General features: G+C 37.8%; 17 protein-coding genes, 1 rRNA gene and 1 other annotated feature. Of the genes, 2 read left to right on the top strand and 16 right to left on the bottom strand.

All coding sequences use genetic code 11. The annotated features are described in order from the left end of the window. Positions 1-68 precede the first annotated feature (68 nt). The 9 genes from ACQKN4_RS23950 to ACQKN4_RS23910 form a co-directional block, all read right to left on the bottom strand. Positions 69-977 carry a methyl-accepting chemotaxis protein gene (locus tag ACQKN4_RS23950; protein WP_427485037.1) on the bottom strand — a complete coding sequence of 303 codons (909 nt, stop codon included), beginning with the start codon at positions 975-977 and terminating at the stop codon, positions 69-71. A 106-nt stretch (positions 978-1,083) separates the two neighbouring features. After that, positions 1,084-1,611: a TIGR00730 family Rossman fold protein gene (locus ACQKN4_RS23945; RefSeq protein WP_079564067.1), complete on the bottom strand. Its 528-nt coding sequence runs from the start codon at positions 1,609-1,611 to the stop codon at positions 1,084-1,086. A gap of 176 nt (positions 1,612-1,787) precedes the next feature. After that, positions 1,788-2,456 (bottom strand): deoxynucleoside kinase, encoded by a 669-nt coding sequence (locus ACQKN4_RS23940; RefSeq protein ID WP_349662214.1) that lies wholly within the window; start codon positions 2,454-2,456, stop codon positions 1,788-1,790. Further along, positions 2,453-3,091, bottom strand: a complete 639-nt coding sequence (locus tag ACQKN4_RS23935) for a deoxynucleoside kinase (protein WP_079564062.1) — start codon at positions 3,089-3,091, stop codon at positions 2,453-2,455. The genes ACQKN4_RS23940 and ACQKN4_RS23935 overlap by 4 nt, the downstream gene beginning before the upstream one ends. 179 nt (positions 3,092-3,270) lie before the next feature. Further along, a complete protein-coding gene (locus tag ACQKN4_RS23930) occupies positions 3,271-5,682 on the bottom strand; it encodes a heavy metal translocating P-type ATPase (RefSeq protein ID WP_079564059.1) in 2,412 nt (803 codons plus the stop codon). Positions 5,683-5,763: 81 nt separating this feature from the next. Then, positions 5,764-5,970: a copper chaperone CopZ gene (gene copZ / locus ACQKN4_RS23925; RefSeq protein ID WP_068986807.1), complete on the bottom strand. Its 207-nt coding sequence runs from the start codon at positions 5,968-5,970 to the stop codon at positions 5,764-5,766. Between the two features lie 60 nt (positions 5,971-6,030). After that, on the bottom strand, positions 6,031-6,363 hold the full coding sequence (locus ACQKN4_RS23920; RefSeq protein ID WP_079564056.1) for a metal-sensing transcriptional repressor: 333 nt from the start codon (positions 6,361-6,363) through the stop codon (positions 6,031-6,033). A 79-nt stretch (positions 6,364-6,442) separates the two neighbouring features. After that, a complete protein-coding gene (locus ACQKN4_RS23915; RefSeq protein WP_427485036.1) occupies positions 6,443-7,393 on the bottom strand; it encodes a cation diffusion facilitator family transporter in 951 nt (316 codons plus the stop codon). A gap of 20 nt (positions 7,394-7,413) precedes the next feature. Beyond that, positions 7,414-7,749 (bottom strand): ArsR/SmtB family transcription factor, encoded by a 336-nt coding sequence (locus tag ACQKN4_RS23910; protein ID WP_079564051.1) that lies wholly within the window; start codon positions 7,747-7,749, stop codon positions 7,414-7,416. Between the two features lie 184 nt (positions 7,750-7,933). On the opposite strand from ACQKN4_RS23910, the gene tadA reads away from it, so the two are divergent. Then, the gene (gene tadA, locus ACQKN4_RS23905; RefSeq protein ID WP_170939073.1) at positions 7,934-8,452 is read left to right on the top strand and encodes a tRNA adenosine(34) deaminase TadA; all 519 of its coding nucleotides are present in this window, start codon (positions 7,934-7,936) and stop codon (positions 8,450-8,452) included. 79 nt (positions 8,453-8,531) lie between these two features. Here tadA and serS read toward each other — a convergent pair whose 3' ends face one another. From serS to pdxS, 3 genes are all read right to left on the bottom strand, one after another. Further along, a complete protein-coding gene (serS, locus tag ACQKN4_RS23900; protein ID WP_079564048.1) occupies positions 8,532-9,812 on the bottom strand; it encodes a serine--tRNA ligase in 1,281 nt (426 codons plus the stop codon). A gap of 70 nt (positions 9,813-9,882) precedes the next feature. Then, positions 9,883-10,106, bottom strand: a binding site (T-box leader). A 49-nt stretch (positions 10,107-10,155) separates the two neighbouring features. After that, entirely contained in the window at positions 10,156-10,719 is a 564-nt protein-coding gene (gene pdxT / locus ACQKN4_RS23895; RefSeq protein WP_427485040.1) for a pyridoxal 5'-phosphate synthase glutaminase subunit PdxT, read from the bottom strand. A gap of 1 nt (position 10,720) precedes the next feature. Further along, positions 10,721-11,605 carry a pyridoxal 5'-phosphate synthase lyase subunit PdxS gene (gene pdxS, locus ACQKN4_RS23890; protein ID WP_427485035.1) on the bottom strand — a complete coding sequence of 295 codons (885 nt, stop codon included), beginning with the start codon at positions 11,603-11,605 and terminating at the stop codon, positions 10,721-10,723. A gap of 105 nt (positions 11,606-11,710) precedes the next feature. Between pdxS and ACQKN4_RS23885 the strand changes: the two genes are divergently transcribed. Beyond that, positions 11,711-13,135: a PLP-dependent aminotransferase family protein gene (locus ACQKN4_RS23885; RefSeq protein WP_427485034.1), complete on the top strand. Its 1,425-nt coding sequence runs from the start codon at positions 11,711-11,713 to the stop codon at positions 13,133-13,135. A gap of 25 nt (positions 13,136-13,160) precedes the next feature. Here the strand turns inward: ACQKN4_RS23885 and asnB are convergent, their stop codons facing one another. The 4 genes from asnB to rrf form a co-directional block, all read right to left on the bottom strand. After that, on the bottom strand, positions 13,161-14,999 hold the full coding sequence (asnB, locus tag ACQKN4_RS23880; protein ID WP_427485033.1) for an asparagine synthase (glutamine-hydrolyzing): 1,839 nt from the start codon (positions 14,997-14,999) through the stop codon (positions 13,161-13,163). Positions 15,000-15,101: 102 nt separating this feature from the next. Continuing rightward, positions 15,102-16,433 (bottom strand): D-alanyl-D-alanine carboxypeptidase family protein, encoded by a 1,332-nt coding sequence (locus tag ACQKN4_RS23875; protein WP_079564038.1) that lies wholly within the window; start codon positions 16,431-16,433, stop codon positions 15,102-15,104. A 142-nt stretch (positions 16,434-16,575) separates the two neighbouring features. Further along, complete coding sequence (gene guaB, locus ACQKN4_RS23870) at positions 16,576-18,039, bottom strand: IMP dehydrogenase (RefSeq protein ID WP_079564035.1); 1,464 nt, start codon at positions 18,037-18,039, stop codon at positions 16,576-16,578. 302 nt (positions 18,040-18,341) lie between these two features. Further along, positions 18,342-18,433 (bottom strand): 5S ribosomal RNA (gene rrf / locus ACQKN4_RS23865); the annotation flags it as partial.

The raw sequence follows: 18,433 nt of genomic DNA, 5'->3' as shown, positions 1-18,433 counted from the left end.
TCAGAAAATTATGTAAATAAAATATTTGAGGGGGTATTTATTTTACAAAAGACATTTGTTGAAAGAAGTTAAATTATTTTGGTAAAATGCCTCGATTGCTCGTCTAATGCCTCTGCAGCAGTAGTGATTTCAGCAAAATCTTTCGTTGTTACATTAATTTGACCATTTGTTTTTTCAACTTTTTCGGCTATACGCGTGATACTCTCAGTAACTTGTCCAATCTCTCGCTCAATGCCCTCAACATTATTTTTTACTTCTGAAATAGATTGCTCCACCCTTACAGAAAGTTTTCTAACCTCTTTTGCTACTACATCAAAGCCTCTTCCATACTCACCTGCTCTTGCTGCTTCAATAGCTGCATTTAGTGCAAGTAAGTTTGTCTGAGAAGCAATTTCTTGAATGGTTTTCACAATTCCTTTAATAGATTCAGCTTGCTTCTGTAGCTGCGCAAGATTTCTCACATTATCGGCAGACTCTTGTGAAACCTCTTTTACTGTTTCCAGTAAATCCTCGCTATTTTGAATACCAGCCTCCGAACGGCTATGAAGCTCTTTAGACATGACCTTTAATGTATCAGCTACACTGACAATTTCATTTTGACGTTCAGTAATATTTGTTGCAATTTTCGATACGCCAATCACCCTTCTTGAGTTATTAGCAAAGACAGGCATATAAGTAGCCTCAAGCCAAATTCTATTACCTCTTGCATCCATTCTTTCGATTTTATCCTGATAGCTATTACCAGCAGCTAAGTTTCGCCAAAACTTTCCGTATTCTATACTATTTGCAAATTCCGGCAAACAAAAATCCTTATGATCTTTTCCGATCATTTCTTCAACTTTATAGCCTAATGTTTTAGCAAAAAGCTCATTTACATAGGCAACTTTATGGTCCATATCAAAACGGATAATGGCTATATTTCGTTCAATTGCCAACACTACTTGATCATCGGTAACATTTGTATCTATTGCCTGCATAACCTACACCTCTTTCATTGTATTAGCGAACTAAAATTTTTATAGTAATGAGCCTAACAAAAATATTTATACAGATTATTTATTGCAGAAAAAACATGGGCATATATTACCCATGTTTTTTTAATAAACTTAGTACTTCCTCCGATGTAGTAGCTACACGAATAAGTGGCTGTTGTTCTGTTCGTATAAAACCTTCCTCAAGCATTTTCTGAAAGTGTTGTAAAATCGCATCATAAAAGCTATTTACATTATATAGGATTACAGGCTTTTCATGTAATCCTATTTGTGCCCACGTAAACACCTCAAAATATTCATCCATTGTCCCACCACCACCTGGTAAAGCTATAAAAGCATCTGCTAACTCTACCATTTTGGCTTTACGTACATGCATAGACTCCACAAAATGAATCTCTGTTAACGAGGCATGTGCTAATTCCCGCTTCTGCAAATGAGTTGGCATCACGCCAATAACCTCTCCGCCAGCTTCTAATACTGCATCTGCTACTTTCCCCATCAGTCCTGTTTTCGAACCACCATAAACGACACCATGACCATTTTGAGCTAATACAGTCCCTAATTCGGCTGCCTTCTCTGCATAAATTGGATTTATGCCTAAGCCTGAACCACAATACACTGCTATTCTTATAACAATCCCTCCTACCCAAAAGACGTGACACAATAGCTACATATTGTCTCACGTCCTTTAATCATTTATTTTATTCAATTGCTGTTTCTGCCCGGCGCATCGCTTTCGGCCAGAACGCAAAGCTTCCCTTACTATATGTTACATTTTTAAGCACAGTTTATTTCTTATTTACGTAAATGACTTGTTTGTTTTAACATATGACTGATGCGGCTCACAATTGATTCAATTGCTTCAGGATTTTTTAATAAATCATAATCATTAATATCTAAACGTAGAACCGGGCATGAATTAAAATTATTGATCCAGTTCTCATAGCGATCATGCATTTCAATCCAGTAATCATGCGGTGTTTGTTGTTCCATCGAACGTCCACGCTCTTGAATACGACCAATTACATCATCAATTGGCCCCTCTAGATAAACAAGTAAATCTGGATGAGGGAAGTACGGTGTCATCACCATCGCATCAAATAAATTTGTATACGTCTCATAATCTGTTGGGCTCATTGTACCTTTGTCATAGTGCATCTTCGCAAAAATCCCTGTATCTTCGTAGATTGAGCGATCTTGAATAAACCCGCCGCCATATTCAAAGATTCGCTTCTGCTCCTTAAAACGCTCAGCTAAAAAATACACTTGTAAATGGAAGCTCCATTTTTCAAAGTCCTCATAAAATTTATCTAAATATGGATTCGTATCCACCTTTTCAAAAGACGTACGAAAATTTAGCGCCTCTGCCAACGCTTTTGTCATCGTTGATTTTCCTACACCAACCGTACCAGCGATTGTAATGACCGTTTGTGGTGGAATATCGTATTTCTCTCTCAAATTCATTGTTGCAAACTCCTTTGTTGTAACGTGTCCTTTATTGTTTGTAAAACATATGTCAAATCATTTGGATTTTTTACGAAATCAAGCTGATCACCATTAAATCGAATAATAGGAATTTCAGGATGCATTTTCTCAAAATGCTCGATAAAAGAATGATAATCTGCCACCAGTTGCTCCATGTAATCTCGCGAAATCATTTTTTCAAATTCACGACCACGCATCGCAATACGTTTCATCAACGTATCAACACTGGCATGTAAATAAACAACTACATTAGGTACAGGCATATCTTTCGTTAATATTTTATAGATTTCCTCGTATTTATCATACTCAGTTGATGCCAATGTACGCTTTGCAAATATTAAATTTTTAAAAATATGGTAATCCGCTACAACAGGTTTATCATGCGTTGAACGGAAACTTTTTATATCCGATAATTGTTTATAGCGATTACATAGGAAGAACATTTCCGTTTGGAAGCTCCATTCCTCAATGTTTTCATAAAACTTATTTAGAAAAGGGTTTTCGTCTACTATTTCTTTTAATAGATGGTAATTAAATGCCGCCGCAATCTCTTTCGATAAAGAGGTTTTACCAACACCAATCGGACCTTCTACCGTAACAAATGGAACCGTCACCAGAAGCTCCTCCTTTATGTTCTATGGATTCTATCATCAATTACCTCGTCTTCGAGGTTTTTTTATAATCAGTGCTTTTCATTGTATCATAGTGAGAAAATGAAAGACAGAATCAAACTATTTCTCTATAAAATAGGTGACAAAAAAATAGACCCACCATAGTGGATCTATTTTTAACCTTATAATTTAACTCGCTGTAAACGCAGTGCATTTAATACAACAGATACTGAACTAAACGCCATCGCTGCACCTGCTACCCAAGGAGCTAGTAAACCGATTGCGGCAATTGGAATACCTAATGTATTGTAAGCAAATGCCCAGAATAAGTTTTGTTTAATGTTGCGCATTGTTTTACGACTCATTATGATAGCATCCGCGATACTGTTTAAATCACCACGAATTAGTGTAATATCCGCTGCTTCCATAGCTACGTCAGTACCGGTACCGATTGCCATCCCAATATTAGCTGTCGCAAGTGCCGGCGCATCATTAATACCATCCCCAACCATCGCCACTTTTTTACCTTGAGCTTGCAGTTTTTTCACTTCATCTGCTTTGCCTTCCGGAAGAACTTCAGCAATCACATGATTCACACCAACTTCTGCTCCGATTGCTTGTGCTGTGCGTTCATTATCACCAGTCATCATAATGACAGTAATACCCATTTCTTGTAAACGACTAACCGCTTCTTTTGAAGTATCTTTTACTGTATCAGCAACTGCTACTAGGCCAGCATATTGACCGTTAATCGCAGCTAACATAGCAGTTTTACCGTTTTCCTCTAATTGCTCCATTGTTGGTAAAATATCATCAATATGAATACCGTATTGTTGCATCAATTTACGAGTACCGATAACAACTCCTTGACCAGATACAGTCGCTTGCACACCGTAACCTGGTATTGCTTCAAAAAATTGAACATCTCCTAGGTCGATTCCACGATCAGTAATTCCTTGAACAATTGCTTCTGCTAACGGATGCTCGGATTGCTTCTCTGCTGCACCAATTAACGATAAAAAATGTGCCTCGTCTTGATTCGTCGCTAATACAACATCCGTTAATACAGGTTTACCATGTGTCACTGTACCTGTTTTATCAACAACTACTGTATCGATGCTTTGTGTTTGCTCTAAATGCTCTCCACCTTTAAATAAAATACCAAATTCCGCCGCACGGCCAGAGCCCGCCATAATCGATGTTGGCGTCGCTAATCCAAGCGCACATGGACAAGCGATAACAAGAACTGCGATTAATACTTCTAGTGCAGGTGTAAATTCACCTGGTCGCACCCAAATAATCCAGATTAGAAACGCTACAATCGCAATACCAACAACGATTGGTACAAAAATACCTGAAATTTGGTCTGCTAAGCGTTGGATCGGCGCTTTTGAGCCTTGTGCATCTTCTACAACTTTAATAATTTGAGCTAAGGCCGTATCGCGCCCAACTTTAGTTGCCGTCATTTTAATAAAACCATTTTTATTAATAGTGGAACCGAATAATAAATCGCCTTGCTTTTTATCAACAGGTAAACTCTCTCCTGTTAACATCGATTCATCAACAGCTGTTGTTCCTTCTAACACTTCACCATCGACAGGGATTTTTTCACCAGGTTTCACTAAAATAATGTCGCCAATGACTACTTCTTCTAATGATACTTCTTTTTCTACACCGTCACGAACAACGATGGCCGTTTTTGCCTGAAGGCCCATTAACTTTTTGATCGCTTCAGAAGAGCGGCCCTTCGCTTTTGCCTCAAATAATTTACCTAATAAAATTAAAGTAATTAATACGGCACTCGTTTCAAAATATAGATGAGGGGCATGATGTGACCCCGTAGTAATAATGGCTTGGTATAAACTATAAAAATACGCTGCAGAGGTACCCATCACTACAAGCACATCCATATTGGCACTACCATTGCGTAAAGCTTTGTATGCCCCAACATAAAATTGCTTCCCAATGATAAATTGAACGGGAGTAGCCAACACCATTTGTACCCACGGATTCATTAGAAATTCAGGAACATATAAAAATGATGTAAATGAAAAGTGTCCTACCATCGTCCAAAGTAGTGGTAATGAAAGAATGGCCGAGAAAATAAATTTTTGTTGCTGTTGCTTAATGGCCTGTTCTCGATGATCTACTGTCTCTTGCTCATCTGCTTTTTGATGCGCTTCATATCCTAATTTTTCAACCTTCGCAATCATATCTGCAATCGTCACCTCAGATGGGTTAAACTCTATAGTTGCTTTTTCGAGCGCTAAGTTTACGTTCGCAGAGGATACACCTGCTAGTTTATTTAAACCCTTTTCTATCCGTGTTGCACAGGCCGCACATGTCATACCTGTAATATTGAATTCAGTTTTTTGTTTAACGACACCATAACCAAGTGCTTCAATTTTCTTTTCAAAGTCTTCTTCATTTAGTTTTGTCGGATCATATTTAATGGACGATTTTTCAAGAGCTAAATTAACAGTCGCTTGTTCTACACCATCCATTTTATTTAAACCTTTTTCTATACGAGTTGCACAGGCTGCACATGTCATACCTGTAATTTGCAAATTCGCTTCCTTTATTTCTGAACTCATAATCATTTCTCCTCCCTACATACCAACAGGGGGTATGTGTAATTGAAAATAATAGAGTGCTACTTGAGCACCCTATTTATATTATTTAACATCATAGCCTTGATCGTCGATTGTTTCTTTAATTTGATCTAGAGATACTTGTGTTTCATCAAATGCTACATCTACTAAACCATCAGCTAAGTTTACTTTTACTTGTTCAACGCCTGCTAAAGCCCCAACACTTTTTTCCACTGAGTTTACACAATGTCCACATGACATTCCTTGTACGTTTAATGTTACATTTTGCATAAAATATCTCTCCTTTTATTTTATATACTATATAGGGGTATATATTTATTAAAAATTTTACTACTTCTTCATTAATTTTTGGATAGTCACTACTAATTCGTCTAACACTTCTTCATCACCTTCTGATAGACGATCTACTACACATCCCTTTAAATGACCTTCTAACAATATTTTTGCTACACTATTTAAAGCAGACTGTGTGGCAGACAGTTGCGTAATAATATCATCGCAGTAAACATCTTTGTCAATCATCCCTTTAATGCCTCTGATTTGACCTTCGATTCGATTTAAACGAGTCGTTAAATCTTTTTTTACGCGTTCAGGATGATGGCTTTTTCGACACGACATACCTTCCTCTGTATGACAAACATCCTCTTTCACTATATCCTCCATACAACACACCTCCTACTCACACTCATCATACTATACCCGAGAAGGGTATGCAAAGTGTAAAAAGAACTAAATATTTTTATTAATGATGATGGTGATTCGACTGCTCAGTTTTTATTGTACATAAAATTGATTGGTCATGCTTATGCGCTACTGTTTCCAATTGAATCGTTACATGCTTTATGCCCTTATGCTCAAGATTATGTTCAATTTCCCGTAATATATGCTCACCATCCACAATTTTTAGCTGATCATCGACAACGGCATGACAAGAAAGTGCATTTGTTCCACTTGTTATTGTCCAAATGTGTAAATCATGAATGCTATGAACGCCATTTGTTTGTACAATAGTTTTTACAATCTCTTCAACGTCAACGTTTGAAGGTGTGCCTTCCATAAGAACATGGACAGCAGCCTTCGTTACATAGTAGCCGCTTCTTAATACTAATGCTGCAACAATAACACTCGCAAGTGGATCCGCCCAGCCCCAGCCAAAAAACATTATTAACAGTGCGGCAACGATGGCCCCTACAGATCCAAGCATATCACTTAATACGTGTAAATAAGCTCCACGCATATTTAAATTATCTTTTGTATCACTGCCACGCATCATAATCCATGCTACTAAAATATTTATCAAAAGACCGATTGTACTAATAATTAGCATGCCTGTTGTTGCTACTTCTGGCGGATTGGCAAAACGTTCTATTGCCTCATAGAAAATAAATAAAGCAATCAAAATTAAAGTCACACCATTTAATACCGCTGCTAAAATTTCAAATCGTTTATAACCGTATGTTTTACTATAGCTCGCAGCCTTTTCTCCAAATATAAAAGCAAGTAAAGCTATTGCTAATGAAATTGAATCACTTAACATATGTCCTGCATCGGATAAAAGAGCCAAACTATTTGTTAAATAGCCACCAATCGCTTCAACAACCATATAACTCGTAATAATAATAAATGATAAGATTAACACCTTTTTATTTGCGCCATGTGTATGGTCATGGCTGTGATCATGATTATGTCCCATTTCTCATCCCTCCATTAGTTCTAGTTATGTGTAGCATGCTCAATAGCTTGCATTAACAAATTCATAATGTGGTCATCATCTTTTGAATAATATAAGGTTGTTCCTTCCCTTCTATATTTCACTAACCGTAAATTTTTCAAAAAACGTAACTGATGTGAAACTGTTGATTGGCCTAAATCTAAAATTTCAGCGATGTCGTTGACTGAATGCTCATCCGTACATAATAAATTCAAAATGCGAATTCTTGTCGGATCACTTAAAGCTTTAAATGTTTGAGACACGACGAATAATGTCTCTTCGTCTAAATGTTGTTCTTTGTTATTATGAACCTCTGTATTTTGTAGTTTTTCGTCCATTTAGCTTACCCCTAACTTTTATATTTATATATGAGCATGTGTTCATATATAAATATAGATGGTTATTTTAAATATGTCAACGTTTTAACTTCTTACATAATACGGAGGCGATGTTGCCGAGACTTATTTGACAGTAGCAATTGTCAATTAAGCAAGATACACTAAATGATAAGGAGAGATCATAGTGGATATTTTTGAAACAGACCGATTGTTTATGAACAGTGCACTGGAAGAAGCTAAGAAAGCAGCTTTACTTGGAGAAGTGCCGATAGGAGCCGTGCTTGTCTACGATGGAGAGATTATTGCACGTGCTCATAATTTACGAGAAACAACACAAAACGCGACGACGCACGCTGAACTAATGGTTATTCAAGAAGCTTGTAAAAAAATAGGTAGCTGGCGTCTTGAAAAAACAACACTCTATGTGACGCTTGAACCTTGCCCTATGTGTGCAGGTGCCATTTTACAATCTCGTGTGCCACGTGTTGTATATGGTGCAAGAGATATAAAAGCTGGCTGTGTAGATTCACTTTATCGTTTATTAAACGATGCACGCTTTAACCATGAATGTGAAGTAACAGAAGGAATTTCAGCTGAGGAATGCGGACAAATCTTAACCGATTTTTTCCGAGCTTTACGTGAACGAAAAAAGGCCGAGAAAAAGGCTCGACAAGCTTTAATTGTTGAAAATGAAGAGTTTTAATAAAAAATTCACGCTATTGGTTAAAAAGAAAAACTACTGTTGAAATTTCAACAGTAGTTTTTTCATTTTTCGACTCCGATTACTTTGGAGCGATTACTTCTTTTCCGCCCATATATGGTCTTAATACTTCAGGAATCACTACACTTCCATCCGCTTGTTGATAGTTTTCTAATATTGCTGCTACTGTACGGCCGATTGCAAGACCTGAGCCGTTTAATGTGTGTACATACTCCGGTTTTGCATTTGGCTCACGACGGAAGCGAATATTTGCTCGACGTGCTTGGAAATCTTCAAAGTTAGAGCATGAAGAGATTTCACGGTACATATTTTGTGCTGGAATCCAAACTTCTAAATCGTACTTTTTCGCTGCAGTAAAGCCTAAATCAGCTGTACACATTTTTAGTTTGCGGTATGGTAATCCTAATAATTGCAGTACTTTTTCAGCATGACCTGTTAATAGTTCTAACTGTTCATAAGATTCCTCTGGTTTAACAAAGCGTACTAATTCTACTTTGTTGAATTGATGTTGACGAATTAAACCACGTGTATCGCGGCCCGCAGATCCTGCCTCTGAACGGAAGCAAGCACTATATGCTGCAAAGCCTTGTGGTAAAGCTTCAACCGGTAAAATTTCATCACGGTAGAAGTTTGTCACAGGTACTTCTGCTGTTGGAATCATGAAGTAATCTGTATCAACTAATTTAAAGACATCTTCTTCAAATTTAGGTAGTTGTCCTGTACCTGTTAAGCTATCGCGATTAACAATTACAGGTGGTAGCATTTCTTCATAGCCATGCTCTTCTGCATGTAAGTCCATCATAAACGTCATTAATGCGCGTTCTAAACGAGCGCCAAGACCACGATAGAACAAGAAACGACTACCAGTCACTTTTGCACCACGTTCAAAGTCTACAATTTGTAAGTCCGTAGCGATATCCCAGTGTGCTTTAATGTCAAAATCAAATGTTGGTACCTCACCCCAAGTATATTCCTCTACATTATCATCCTCTGTTGTGCCAACTGGTACAGATTCATGTGGAACATTTGGTAAACGCATCATCATATCTTTAAAGCGGTCTTCTACATCATTTAATTGGACATCTAGCTCTTTAATTTCATCGCCAACCTGACGCATACGTGCAATAACTTCATCCGCATTTTCTTTATTACGCTTCATAATAGAAATTTGCTCAGATACTTTATTGCGCTCAGCTTTAAGCTCTTCTGTTTTTGCAATTAATTCACGACGCTTTGCATCTAATTGTTCAAAATCGTCTAAGTTTCCTAAATCCTCATTACGTGTTAATAGCATTTCTTTAATTTCCGCGAAATTGTCGCGCACGCGTTTAATATCTAACATCGTCATACCTCCAGTAGATTATTAATGATGGGAAAATAGTTAGTGGAAACACAAAAAAGCCCTCATCCCCAAAAGGGACGAGAGCTACCCGCGTTGCCACCCTAATTGACTAGACACTTTGTACTTTGTCTAATCCACTTATTTCATAACGGCATTTCAGCCGGCGACAGCCTACTTCATTCACTTCGACTGCGCAACTCCAGGACGGATTCACAAGTGCTTTTATCAGCTTCCACCACCCGCTGACTCTCTAAAAAAAACATGCTTGTTACTACTTCCCATCATCGTGTTAAGTTATTTAAATTTTATCCATACTGTACTATATGAGATGAGATTTTGCAAGTCATACCATAAAAGATACAAAATATTCAAGAATACGTGTATCTTCCGTTAATTCTGGATGGAAGGAACAACCTAATAAATGACCGTCTTTTGCTAAAACGATTTTCTCGTCATGCTCTGCTAATACTTCAACACCTTCACCTACAGAAACAATATGTGGCGCGCGTATAAAGACAGCCGGAATGGCAGGACCTATTTCAGGTATGTCGAGCTTCACTTCAAAGCTATCTACTTGACGTCCATAAGAATTCCGTGCAACTACCACGTCCATCACTGCTAAATGTGATTCATAATCCACTAAGTCCCTTGCTAATAAAATCAATCCTGCACATGTTCCAAACATCGGTAAACCTTGCTTTGCAAGTGTGCGAATTGGCTCTAATAACTCGTATCGATTCAGCAATTTGCACATCGTTGTGCTTTCTCCACCAGGCAAGACAAGTCCATCAAGCTTCTCTAAATCACTTCTTTGTTTTACTAAGACCGCTTCGCATCCGAGAGACTCTAACGTTTGCACATGCTCTCGCACCGCGCCCTGTAATGCTAAAACACCGATTCGCTTCATTTTACCAGCCTCGCTCTTGCATACGCTCATTTTGACTAAGCTGTGCAATATCGATGCCTTTCATCGGAACACCTAACTCTTTTGAAATTTCAGCAATTAGCTTGTAGTCCTTATAATGCGTAGTAGCTTCAACAATTGCACGAGCAAATTTCTCTGGGTTTTCTGATTTGAAAATACCAGAACCAACAAATACACCGTCAGCTCCAAGCTCCATCATTAATGCTGCATCTGCTGGCGTAGCAACTCCACCTGCTGCAAAATTTACTACTGGTAAACGTCCAAGACGCTTAATTTCTCTTAATAATTCAAAAGGAGCACCCAGCAATTTAGCCTCTGTCATTAATTCGTCCTCTGTCATACCAACTACCTTACGTACTTGCGCATTCACTTTTCGAATATGGCGAACTGCCTCAACAATATTACCTGTCCCTGGTTCCCCTTTAGTTCGTAGCATAGAAGCTCCCTCACCAATGCGTCGAGCAGCTTCACCTAAATCACGACACCCACAAACAAAGGGCACTGTGTAGTCACTTTTTAATAAATGAAACTCTTCATCTGCTGGCGTTAATACTTCACTTTCATCAATATAATCAACACCCATTGCTTCTAACACTCTTGCTTCTACAATATGTCCAATACGCGCTTTAGCCATTACAGGAATAGATACTGCCCCCAATACCTCCTCGACAATACGAGGATCAGCCATACGTGCAACACCACCCGCCTTGCGAATGTCTGATGGTACTCGTTCTAATGCCATGACAGCTACAGCTCCTGCCGCTTCCGCAATTTTCGCCTGCTCTGCATTAATAACATCCATAATGACGCCACCCTTTTGCATTTCCGCCATCCCGCGCTTAACTAATTCTGTACCTGTTTGTCTCATGATTTCTAACCTCCACCTTTATGATGAAATTTAGTATAATTGAAATTGACCATATAAAAATATCCAGTTTACAAAATAACCATAAGGTCAGGAGGATGAATGAACATGGACATGTTATTATTCCAACTAGAAAAAAATGGTGAAAAACCGCTCTATGACCAGCTTTATAGCGGCATTAAGGAAGCTATAATTTCAAAGAAAATTGCAGTAGGAGAAAAATTACCATCAAAAAGAAAATTAGCCGATTTTTTGAATATTTCTCAAACAACTATTGAAATTGCATATGCACAGCTACTTGCAGAAGGCTATATTATGTCTAAATCACGTGTCGGTTATTTTGTAGAGGAAATTGACGAGCTTCCATATATTCAGCAGGACACAATAGTTTCTTTACACGAGCAACCTAAGAAAAAATCTTACAAGATAGATTTTAATCCTGGTTCTATCGATATTGATGCCTTTCCATTTCAAACATGGCGAAAATATGCGAAAGAGCTCTTTGATGATGCCTCAAAGGAATTATTATTAACAGGTGAGCCTCAAGGAGAGCTATCTTTACGAACGGAGATTGCTAATTATTTATTTCAATCACGCGGGGTTGTTTGTAGTCCCGAGCAAATTGTCATCGGCTCAGGAACTGAACAGCTTCTACCAATGATATTGCGCCTCTTTGGTGACGATACTTGCTTTGCGCTTGAAAACCCTGGATATCCAGCTGTGCATCGTATGTTTTCCCAGCATAAACGAAAAGTCTATCCAATTGCGGTCGATGATGAAGGAATTGTCATTCATGAGCTCGAAAAAACTAGCGCTGACGTTGTCTATATTACGCCATCACACCAATTCCCTACAGGAGCAGTATTATCGGCTACAAGACGTGCACAGGCTTTAAATTGGGCCGCACAAAGCTCCTCTCGATACATTATTGAAGATGATTACGATTCCGAATTTCGTTATACTGGAAAGCCAATTCCTGCACTTCATGCATTAGATCGAAATGATAAAGTCATTTATATGAGTACATTTACAAAATCATTAATGCCGTCCTTGCGTGTTGCTTATTTTGTACTTCCATCAAAATTACTTGCTACTTATAATGATATGTTTAATTACTATTCATCAACGGTACCCCGTTTTGATCAACATATCGTAGCTAATTTTATGCGTGATGGCCATTTTGCAAAGCATTTAAATCGTATGAGGAAGGTTTATCGAAAAAAGCATGAAAAACTTACTTCTATTTTAGAAAACTATTCTAATCAAATTAATATTACCGGTGAGCAAGCAGGAATGCATATTTTACTAGATGTACAGCATACTTTGTCCGAAAAGCATTTACAGCAGCTCGCATCCAATGCGGAAATCAAAATCTATCCACTATCTGATTATCGCCTAGATCACTCTACACCATCGCAAGCTCAATTTTTACTAGGTTTTGGAGGCATACCTGTACATGAAATTGAACCTTCTATTGAAAAGCTAATGAGTTGTTGGGACGTACAGAAAAAACACCGATCAACCTTACCTTAAAAGGTTGATCGGTGTTTCCGTTATATTACGATTCAATTAGTTGAATATTATATAGCTTAAACCATGTATGGATTTGGCCAAGATAAGCCAAAAGCTGTGGACCTGCCATTAATTGTCCATACCAAGGAACTTTGAAAGAACTGCCACCAGTTTCAATTAGCCCTATTAGCTTCTGTCGCTCAAACAATTCATGAAGAATTGAATTTTTATCCTCCATTATTTCTCTTAGCCATTTTTGAATACCTGCTGTATAAACTGGATGGTATGTTTTAGGGTACGGATTCTTTTTCCGATATAAAACTTCTTCTGGCAATAAATGTTGCATTGCCTTACGAAGCAAACCCTTTTCTATACCTCCTAAATTTTTCATTTCCCAAGGAATATTCCACGCATATTCAACAAGTCGATGATCTGCAAACGGAACACGAACTTCAAGACTCGCCCCCATGCTCATACGGTCTTTTCGTTCCAACAATGTTTGCATAAACCATACCGTATTCAAATAAAACATTTCACGTTGCCTTACTGCCTCAATACTCTCTCCATCAAGATATGGTACTTCGGCAATTGTTTGCGAATATGCTTGTTGTGCAAATGATTCAACTTTTAATTTCTTACGCCACCGCTCTTGTAACATTGTTGATCTTTCAGACAGTGAACGAATCCAAGGAAAGCCTGTTGTCTTTTCTGTAAACCATGGATAGCCGCCGAAAATTTCATCTGCACATTCACCGGATAGTGCAACGGTAAAGTCTTTTTTTATTTCTCGACAAAACCATAGTAACGATGAATCTACATCTGCCATCCCTGGTGAATCTCTAACAACGACTGAATCTACCAACCAATCGATTAATTGCTGCTGAGAAATTTCCTCAGCATGATGTGTTGTACTAAAGGTATCTGTCATTTTTTGAATCCAATACGTGTCTGTTGATGTTTGAAAAGCATGTGGATTAAAGAAGCGTTCATTATCCTCATAATCTATAGAATACGTATGGAGCATGCCTTTGTTTTGTTCATGAAACCTGTTTGCTGCAATTCCAGTAATAATGCTGGAATCTAATCCGCCTGAAAGAAATGTACAAATCGGTACGTCTGAAACAAGCTGTCGTTCAATAGCATCCGTTAGCAAAAAACGGACATGTTCGATCGTTTCCTCTAATGACTCTTCATGTCTTTTACTTTGTAACTGCCAATACTGCCAAACTCGTATACCCTCTCTAGAGAAACGCATTGCATATCCTGGACGTAGCTCACTAATATTTTGGAAAAGTGATTTTCCGGGCATTCTAGATGGCCCTACAGCCATCATATTTGCTAGCCCTTCCGTATTAACGGTTGTTTTAATCAATGGATGAGCTAATAATGCTTTCACCTCGGATGCAAAAAGCAGGCCGTCTTGTTGTTCTGTGTAAAACAAAGGTTTTACACCTAGTCGATCTCGACATAAAAAAAGAGATTGTGATTGTTCATCCCATATACCAAAAGCGAAAATTCCATTTAAAAAATCAACACACTGCTCTTTCCATTCAATATAAGCAGTTAATAATACTTCCGTATCTGAATGCGTTGTAAAAACATGCCCTCGATTTTGAAGCTCTTTCCTTAACTCTTCTGTATTATAAAGTTCGCCATTATATGTAATGACATAGTTTGCACCATCATGTACTTTTTTCATCGGTTGCTTTCCACCGATTAAATCTATGACAGCTAACCGACGATGGCCAAATGCAATATGCTCACTACACCATATATTCTCATCATCAGGCCCTCGTTTATTTAATGTTTGCGTCATTAACTTTAGAATTTCATTACTTGTTCTTAAATCCTTTTGAAAGCTAGCCCATCCTGTAATGCCACACATTTAGCCACATCCTTTCGCCTAATAGCGTATGCAGTAAAGTGTAAAAACGTGAAAAAGAACACGAGATGTTTGAAAACATCTACGTGTTCTTTAGATTAATTATTAAAATAAGCCACCGACAAAGTCAGTAATGCTGCCCCATAAGTTTCCGAAGAAGCTACCAATACCTTGGAAGAATAATGAGATACCACTAGCACGCTCCACAGCCTCTGTTGTGACAACATCAGCCTTAAGACCCTTACCGTCAATAAAACCGTGATCTGTGCCCTCTGAGCGCTCAATAACTACCTTTCCGACAACTGTATCCTTCTTAACCCCTGCTTCAAGACTCTTTTTATCTAATACTAGTTTAGGTTTATATAAGTCTTTTTCAGATGACTTGATCATAAATGAAACTGGTTCTTTAACAGCAATTGCTACATTCTTTTCTTTACCTTTCGTAACTTTTACTGTTTCTTGATCTTTAAACTTATAGTTCGCTGGGATAATTTCTTGTTTCGAGAATTGTGAGAAGCCATAGTTAAATAATTTAGCTGTTTCATCAAAGCGAGCTTTATATGAGCCTTCTCCGTTTGCATCTACAGCCTTCATTACAACAGAAATTAAACGTGTACCATTACGCACTGCAGTACCTGTAAAGCAATGTCCCGCAAAGTCTGTTGTTCCTGTTTTTAATCCATCAACGCCTTCATATTTGTACACTAATCCTGGCAACATAAAGTTCCAGTTCTCCATATTAATTGCATCTTCTGTACCTTCACGGAACGTCTTTTTGGCAATTTTAGATGTTTTTAATACGTCTGGATGATCTTTTAGTAAATGATATGCTAATTTAGCTACAGACTTAGCAGGCATTACGTTTTCATCATTTGGTCCAGTACCTGCTGGATGCATACCAAATAGATTTGCATTGTTAAGACCAGAAGAGTTTACGAATTTATAGTCTGTAAGACCAAGCTCTTCTGCTTTTTTATTCATTAGCTTTAAAAACTCAGTTTCAGTACCCGCAATTGTTTCTGCTATAGCAACTGTAGCAGCATTTGCAGAGTAAATTGCCATCGCCTCATATAATTCACGAATTGTGTAAGATCCATCTCTACGCAATGGTACATTACTTAACGCACGATCTTGAGACATTTTATACGTATAATCAGTTACATGATATTCCTGATCCCACTTAACTGTACCTGCTTCAATTGCGTCCAATAACAGGTATTCAGTCATCATTTTTGTCATACTCGCAATACCTAGTGAAGTATCTGCATTTTGTTCATATAAAATTTTTCCTGAATCTGCGTCAATTAAAATTGCAGCATCCACGTGTAGTCCTAAATCTGTTTCTGCATTTGCCTTCGCTGGAATACCTGCTAAAACACTAAATAACAAAACAGGAATTAGGAGTAAGCGTATAACAGTGTTCATTGTCTTTTTCACCTTTAAAGCCCTCCAAAAAAATATTCTTGTCCTCGACATTTTATCATATATAGTAATGTCCGTGCGCACTCTCTATCATAAAAAAATGCTCTCGTGTCATCTTTGTAGACGATTCGAGAGCATAAAAGTTGCTAGTAATATATTACATCGAATAGTTTGGTGATTCTTTTGTGATTTGTACATCATGTGGATGTGATTCACGTAGACCTGCACCTGTCATTCGAACAAATTGAGCATTTTCACGTAAGAACTCAAGGTTAGCTGAACCGCAATAGCCCATACCTGCACGAATACCACCAATTAATTGATAAATAGTATCCGCTAGAGGTCCTTTGTAAGGAAGACGACCTTCAATACCTTCAGGCACTAATTTTTTCGCATCCTCTTGGAAATAACGATCCTTTGAACCTTTTTCCATAGCCCCAATTGAACCCATACCACGGTATACTTTGAATCGACGACCTTGGAAGATTTCAGTTTCACCAGGAGATTCAGAAGTACCTGCAAGAAGTGAACCAAGCATTACCACATTACCACCCGCTGCAAGAGCCTTTACGATGTCACCAGAATATTTAATGCCTCCATCAGCAATAATTGTTTTCCCAAGTTCACGTGCTACTGTTGCACAATCGTAAACAGCTGTAATTTGTGGTACACCTACACCAGCTACGACACGAGTTGTACAAATAGATCCTGGTCCAATACCAACTTTCACTACATCTGCACCAGCCTCAAATAATGCGCGTGCACCTTCAGCTGTTGCCACGTTACCAGCGATAATTTCAAGCTCTGGATAAGATTCACGGATAGAGCGAATTGTTTGTAATACACCCTCAGAATGACCGTGAGCTGTATCGATAACTACGATGTCTACTTGTGCTTCAACAAGCTTTTCAATACGTATCATCGTATCTTTTGAAACACCTACTGCTGCCCCTACTAATAAACGACCATGTATGTCTTTTGCAGCTTTAGGGAACTCAATTACCTTTTCGATATCCTTAATTGTAATTAATCCAGTTAATTTACCTTCTTCATCTACAATTGGTAACTTTTCGATTTTATATTGTTGAAGAATCTTTTCAGCATCCTCTAGAGTCGTTCCAACAGGAGCTGTAATTAAATCTTCTTTTGTCATAACATCTTCAATTTTTAAAGAATAGTCAGAAATAAAGCGTAAGTCACGGTTTGTAATGATCCCTACTAGCTTTTGATTTTCCATGCTATCAACGATTGGTACACCAGAAATTCGGTATTTACCCATTAAATGCTCAGCATCGAAAACTTGGTGAGTCGGAGTTAAGAAGAATGGGTTTGTAATAACACCATTTTCAGAACGTTTTACTTTTTCTACTTGCTCAGCTTGCTCATCAAGCGACATGTTCTTATGGATAATACCGATGCCACCTTGACGTGCCATAGCAATTGCCATTTTAGATTCTGTAACTGTATCCATGCCTGCGCTGATCATTGGAATATTTAATTTAATCTTCGGTGTTAGTTGAACTGATAAATCAACATCTTTCGGTAATACTTCTGAATGGGCTGGTACTAATAATACATCATCAAAAGTTAAACCTTCTTTGGCAAATTTAGTTTCCCACATTTTCGTAACGTCCTCCTATAGTTAAAAGAATATTAATTGTAAGATTAACAACGTGCTAAGCTACTGTCAAGAAACTTATAAAAGAAAGACAATTCAGATTTTTCTAAGTGCCATCTTTAATAGACTTTTCTTCCTTTTTTATATTGAAGAAAATATAGCCTTTTTTAATTTCTTCTACATTTAGAATAAATGTTAGTTAAGCTCTGTCTTATTTTAAGCAAGTTTTGTGGAATTATTGATAAATTATTAAGGTTTTTCGTAAAAATAAAAAAACAGCCAGCACACAGCTGACTGTTTACATTGCCTAGCGACGTCCTACTCTCACAGGGGGAAGCCCCCAACTACCATCGGCGCTAAAGAGCTTAACTTCCGTGTTCGGTATGGGAACGGGTGT

It is taken from the genome of Lysinibacillus sp. NPDC093692, assembly GCF_050280125.1.
Taxonomy (GTDB): Bacteria; Bacillota; Bacilli; order Bacillales_A; family Planococcaceae; genus Lysinibacillus.
This window is presented reverse-complemented; position numbering and strand designations above follow the sequence as displayed.